Below are 4,938 nucleotides of genomic sequence, written 5' to 3' on the forward strand. Positions count from 1 at the left end.
GATAACCCCGGGACGGGCGGGAAAACCTTTCCCGGTCGGCGCGGGGTTGGACAAGCCGCAGGCGCGTCAGTGGCTGTTAGCGGGTTTCGGGGCGCAGCCCTGAACCAGTCACGTAGCGCTAGCGGAGTGTATACTGGCTTACTATGTTGGCACGGATGCGAATATCAGTGAAGTGCTTCATGTGGCAGGAGAAAAATGCAGCAGCGGAGCGTCAGCAGAATATGCGATACAGGATATATTCCGCTTCCTCGCTCACTGACTCGCTACGCTCGGTCGTTCGGCTGCGGCGAGCGGTACCGGCTTACAGGCGGGGCGGAAATTTCCTGGGAGATGCCAGAAAGAAGCTTAACAGGGAAGCGATAAGGCCGCGGCGAAGCCGTTTTTCCATAGGCTCCGCCCCCCTGACAAGCATCACGAAATCTGACGCTCAAATCAGTGGTGGCGAAACCCGACAGGACTATAAAGATACCAGGCGTTTCCCCCTGGTGGCTCCCTCGTGCGCTCTCCTGTTCCTGCCTTTCGGTTTACCGGTGTCATTCCGCTGTTATGGCCGCGTTTGTCTCATTCCACGCCTGACACTCAGTTCCGGGAAGGCAGTTCGCTCCAAGCTGGACTGTATGCACGAACCCCCCGTTCAGTCCGACCGCTGCGCCTTATCCGGTAACTATCAACTTGAGTCCAATCCGGAAAAACACGACAAAGCGCCACTGGCAGCAGCCACTGGTAACAGGTTTAGAGGAGGAGAGTCTTGAAGTTTCGGGTGCGATAAGGCTACACTGAAAGGACAGTTTTGGTGACTGTGCTCCTCCAAGCCAGTTACCGCGGTTCAAAAGAGCGTCAACTCTTGCGAACCTTCGAAAAAGCCACCTTGCCGGGTGGTTTTTTCGTTTTCAGAGCAAGAGATTACGACGCAACGGAAAGGATCTCAAGAAGATCATCTGTGATGTTCGACAGATATGGGGATATGCACCATGGCCTATCCGGCTTTAACTGAAATGGCGACATCCTTAACCGCAGTCTCAACCCCTGCAGCATTCCTCTGAATGCTGGTCATAACTTCACCCGCTTCGCGCATGAGTGTAACCCCTTCCCGAGTGTTCATCAGGCTGTTTTCAATGCCACAGAGAACATCCTTGGCCAGTTGACTATTGCTGGCCACGACTTGCTCAATTTCTTCAGTCGCGCTACTGACGCTCGCCGCAAGATTACGCACTTCTGCGGCAACAACCGCAAAACTTCTTCCGGATGCGCCAGCCCTTGCTGCTTCAATCGCGGCATTCAGTGCAATAAGTCTTGTCTGCATGGCAAACTTCCGGATGGTTTCCACCATATCGTCAATACTTTCAGACTGATTGTTGAGCCGTGAGATATCGGTGGAGACAGCCCCCATCCCCTGCGCAATTCTGTCAATCATAAGGATGCTATTTTCAATAACATTGGCACCGTTCTGCGCACTTTCTCGGGTCTGCACGGCCATATCCCATGCATGCACAGCAGCCTCTTGCTCTCTCTGGTTTCGCAGGACATCAGCCGTAACATCTGTAGCGAATTTCACAATTTTATAAAGCTGCCCATCACTGTTAAAGACAGGGTTATAAGTTGCACGGAACCACAGAGGGTCTCCCTGACGGTTAAGGCGTGGAAACAGACCAGAAAAAAACTCACCTTGATTCAGACTCTCCCAGAAATGTCGGTATTCATCACTTTTGTAAAGCGTCTCGGCACAGAACAGACGATGATGCTTACCTATGATTTCATCCCGCTTATAGCCAGTGGCATTGACGAAATTTTCATTTGCTTCAAGCACGATCCCTTCAGGATTGAAGGTGATGATGGCCATAGAACGGTTTATGGCATTTACGACTGCTTCCTGCTCAAGAGCAGAATGCACGCGCTCAGAAATATCGGCAGCAATTTTAATGACTCTGATAACACGGCCGCGCCTGTCAGAAACGGGGATATAACTGGCTTCAAGCCATACGGAACGATTTCCCTTTGCCAGCCGCAGGTACTTGCCACTAAAGCTTTCTCCCCTGGCAAGGCGCTGCCAGAACTGGCTGTATTCCGGTGAACTTACCAGCGAGGGCGGGCAGAATATACGATGGTGGTGACCGATTATTTCATCAGCCCTGTACCCCATAGTGGAGAGAAAAAGCGGGCTGGCTTTATTTATCACCCCCTCCGGACTGAACTCAATGACAGGCTTATTCTGACAAATTGCGTCATACGAAATGGCTGATCGCTGGAGGTTCAGGGAGAACATATTTTTAAGTGAAAACATATGAATCAGATTGCCCGGATAATGTAAGTACTGCCATGGTTATCGGCTACTCCTTATGTAGCGTTATATATTACTGCGACAGGGCGGGAAAAAGCCCGCTCTTCAGCCATGCCGGCATGATGTCCGGCTCCGGATTTCACGCGTAAAAAACCCGCCATCTTTAGCGGGCTGAACAATAAGAAAATGTTCATATTTACGGCAAATCCGCCGGCTCCAGCAGAGAAGCTGGCGTCTATCAATCTTGGAAGAACCAGCGCAGCTCCGCATGCATTAACAGGCATCAGAAGGCAAAAAAATGGCTCACATCCGGGAGCCGGAAAACACTCAACTGCCTGGATCGCAGCACATCCTTTGTGAAGGATAATTTAAGTATCGGCCGGATTGCCGCGGGCATAAGCCCGGCCGGCATAATTTTTTCCGTATCCGGCAGACCTCGGCTTTTAACATAACACCCCTTGCCCGCACCGCAGAAACGGGGTTGGCTGCGTTTCCGGTGCCAGACGCGAGAAAGTGGCGACAGACATGACGAAAAAACACCAAAAACGCAGCCGCTGGATATTACACTGATGCATAGTCATGCAGCCAGATGCATGCAGCGTAAAGTCACACTAAAATCAGCGCGAACGCCTTAAAAACCGGCAAATGCCTCTCCGGCAACTCACACAGCTCCATCACCAGGTAAAAACAGTTCAGCAGGGCTTCAATAACGTTGAGAATTTTCATCACTTCCTCCGGGATAAGTCACTACCATTCCGGTAGTCAGCCTATTTAGCAGGAACGCGATGAGCCCTTCTTCGTGCGGGCTGTCACCTCATCTTCGGACCATCGAAACTCTTCTGCTTCTGTCGGAGCGTCAGCTCCAGCTCGTTCTGACGCTGATACTCCAGTGCAGCCTTCTCCTCGATGGCATTCAGTTCCCGGACAAGCGGCGCAGCTGCTCGCTTAAACTCAGCACCTGCGTGCTCAAGTCCGACACGCGCTCGTTCAGCACCGCGTTCTCCCGTTGCATAAGTCCACACATGCTCCGCCATTCCGCGAAGGCGCTCTCCCATTCGTCCAGCCTTTGCGAGTAGTCCTGCTGTAGCTGCTCTAATGCGCTCAGCAACTGCTTTTCCAGCTCTGTCATTTTCCGCTACTCCTGTTTCAGGCGGATCCAGGTCGTCCCGTCGTAGGGGATGGCTTCGGCTTGCATCCCCGGCGGCAGGATAAGGAACCTCCGGCCGTCGTTGCTCTCCTGATAGCGTACTCCCCACGTCCGGGCGGTCATTTTCGCCAGGGTATCTTCCTGCTGACGAAGATGTGTGTAATTGTCGGTTATCTGCCGTCCCTGCCACCACAGAATGCTCCCGCTCGTGGCGATCAGCAGCGCTGACACCATCAGGATGGTGAGCCATGTCCTCCCGGCCGTCAGCAACACGCTCCGCCGGTTTTTCTCCATCGCCTCGCTCATACTCTGCTCGTGGGCGCTGATGGCGTCGCTGATTCTCCTCGCGCTTGCGTTCAGTTCCGCTCTGACAGACTGCTCGTGCTCGCTGAATGCGGCTTTCAGCATCTCGCCGGTACTCTTCTGCTGCGCTTTCGATTGCTGCTCTAAGTCCTTCGCCAGCGTTAAAAGACTGCTCATAGATGGCTCCCTTCAGTCGGATGTTTCGCCCCCCGTCAGGGTCGGCAATGCTGATACTGCTTTTCGTTGTACGCACCACCTCAAAACCTGCACCTTCAAGAGCCTCAGTGACGTCCTGACGGCTTTTCAGCTCCCCGGACGAGGCTAAGCTCAGCAGTCCACGGGTGATGGCTTCTGCGGCTTCCTGCTTCGTTTTCGGCAGTCCGGCCGGCGTGACCAGCGCCCGGCGGTTTTCCGGCGCGTTCGGATCGTGCAGCCCCAGTCTGCCGTTCACGATGGTCTGCCAGGCATCGATACGCGGCCGGTCGGCGCGGTCGTAGTACGGCTGGAGCCGCCTGCCGGTCAGCAGCTCGGTATTGGGGATCAGAAAGTTCAGCTCCAGACGCCCCTTGTCCTCGTGCTCCACCCACAGAATGCTGTACTGATCTTTATCAAGTCCGGGCATCAGAACCCGCTCGAAGCTGGCCATCAGTTTTTCCCGCTGGCCGGGAGGCAGATCGGCCTCCGCAAACGACAGGACGCCGGAGGTGTATTTCTTCACGTAAGGCGACGCGTCGATCAGCTCCCGGACTTCTTCCGGCTTCCCCTGCAGGACGCTGGCGCCTTCACGCTGCCGGTCTTTACCCAGCAGATAGTCCACCGGCCCGGCGCCACCGCCGCGACCGCGTGGATGAAATTTAACGATCATCGTCCGTTCCTTTCTCAAGAACGGCGTGCCGCAGCCGCTCAAGCCCGGCATCGATGGCCATCAGCGCCGCCACAATCTGCACCCGGTCATGACCGGTACCGACGCCGGCGTTAACACGGCGGGCTATCTGGTTCAGGTTGTTGCCCATACCGGCAAGCTGGCGCAGCAGCGCCGGCGAGATCGAAGGAAGTTTTGCGGTACGAGCCGGCTTTTCGTCCAGGCAGGTCTGCCGCATCCACGCCGCCAGCTGCCTGCCGTCGCAGCGCTCAAGTAGCCGCCTGTGCTCATCCTCCGTCACCCACATGGTGAGCATCTTGTTCCGTTTCTCTGACAAAACAGTCTCCT

3 protein-coding genes are annotated in these 4,938 nt (G+C 54.9%); all 3 read right to left on the reverse strand.

Going from position 1 to position 4,938, the window contains the following annotated elements:
- Positions 1-976: 976 nt before the first annotated feature.
- Positions 977-2,281: a methyl-accepting chemotaxis protein gene (locus ACQG2Q_RS26535; protein ID WP_007899670.1), complete on the reverse strand. Its 1,305-nt coding sequence runs from the start codon at positions 2,279-2,281 to the stop codon at positions 977-979.
- An 806-nt stretch (positions 2,282-3,087) separates the two neighbouring features.
- Positions 3,088-4,593, reverse strand: a complete 1,506-nt coding sequence (mbeA, locus tag ACQG2Q_RS26540; protein ID WP_007899683.1) for a plasmid mobilization relaxase MbeA — start codon at positions 4,591-4,593, stop codon at positions 3,088-3,090.
- A complete protein-coding gene (locus tag ACQG2Q_RS26545) occupies positions 4,583-4,906 on the reverse strand; it encodes a MobC family plasmid mobilization relaxosome protein (RefSeq protein WP_007899679.1) in 324 nt (107 codons plus the stop codon). The genes mbeA and ACQG2Q_RS26545 overlap by 11 nt, the downstream gene beginning before the upstream one ends.
- Between the last annotated feature and the right edge of the window lie 32 nt (positions 4,907-4,938).

This window comes from Enterobacter cloacae complex sp. 370H10 (assembly GCF_050031535.1).
GTDB lineage: Bacteria > Pseudomonadota > Gammaproteobacteria > Enterobacterales > Enterobacteriaceae > Enterobacter > Enterobacter intestinihominis.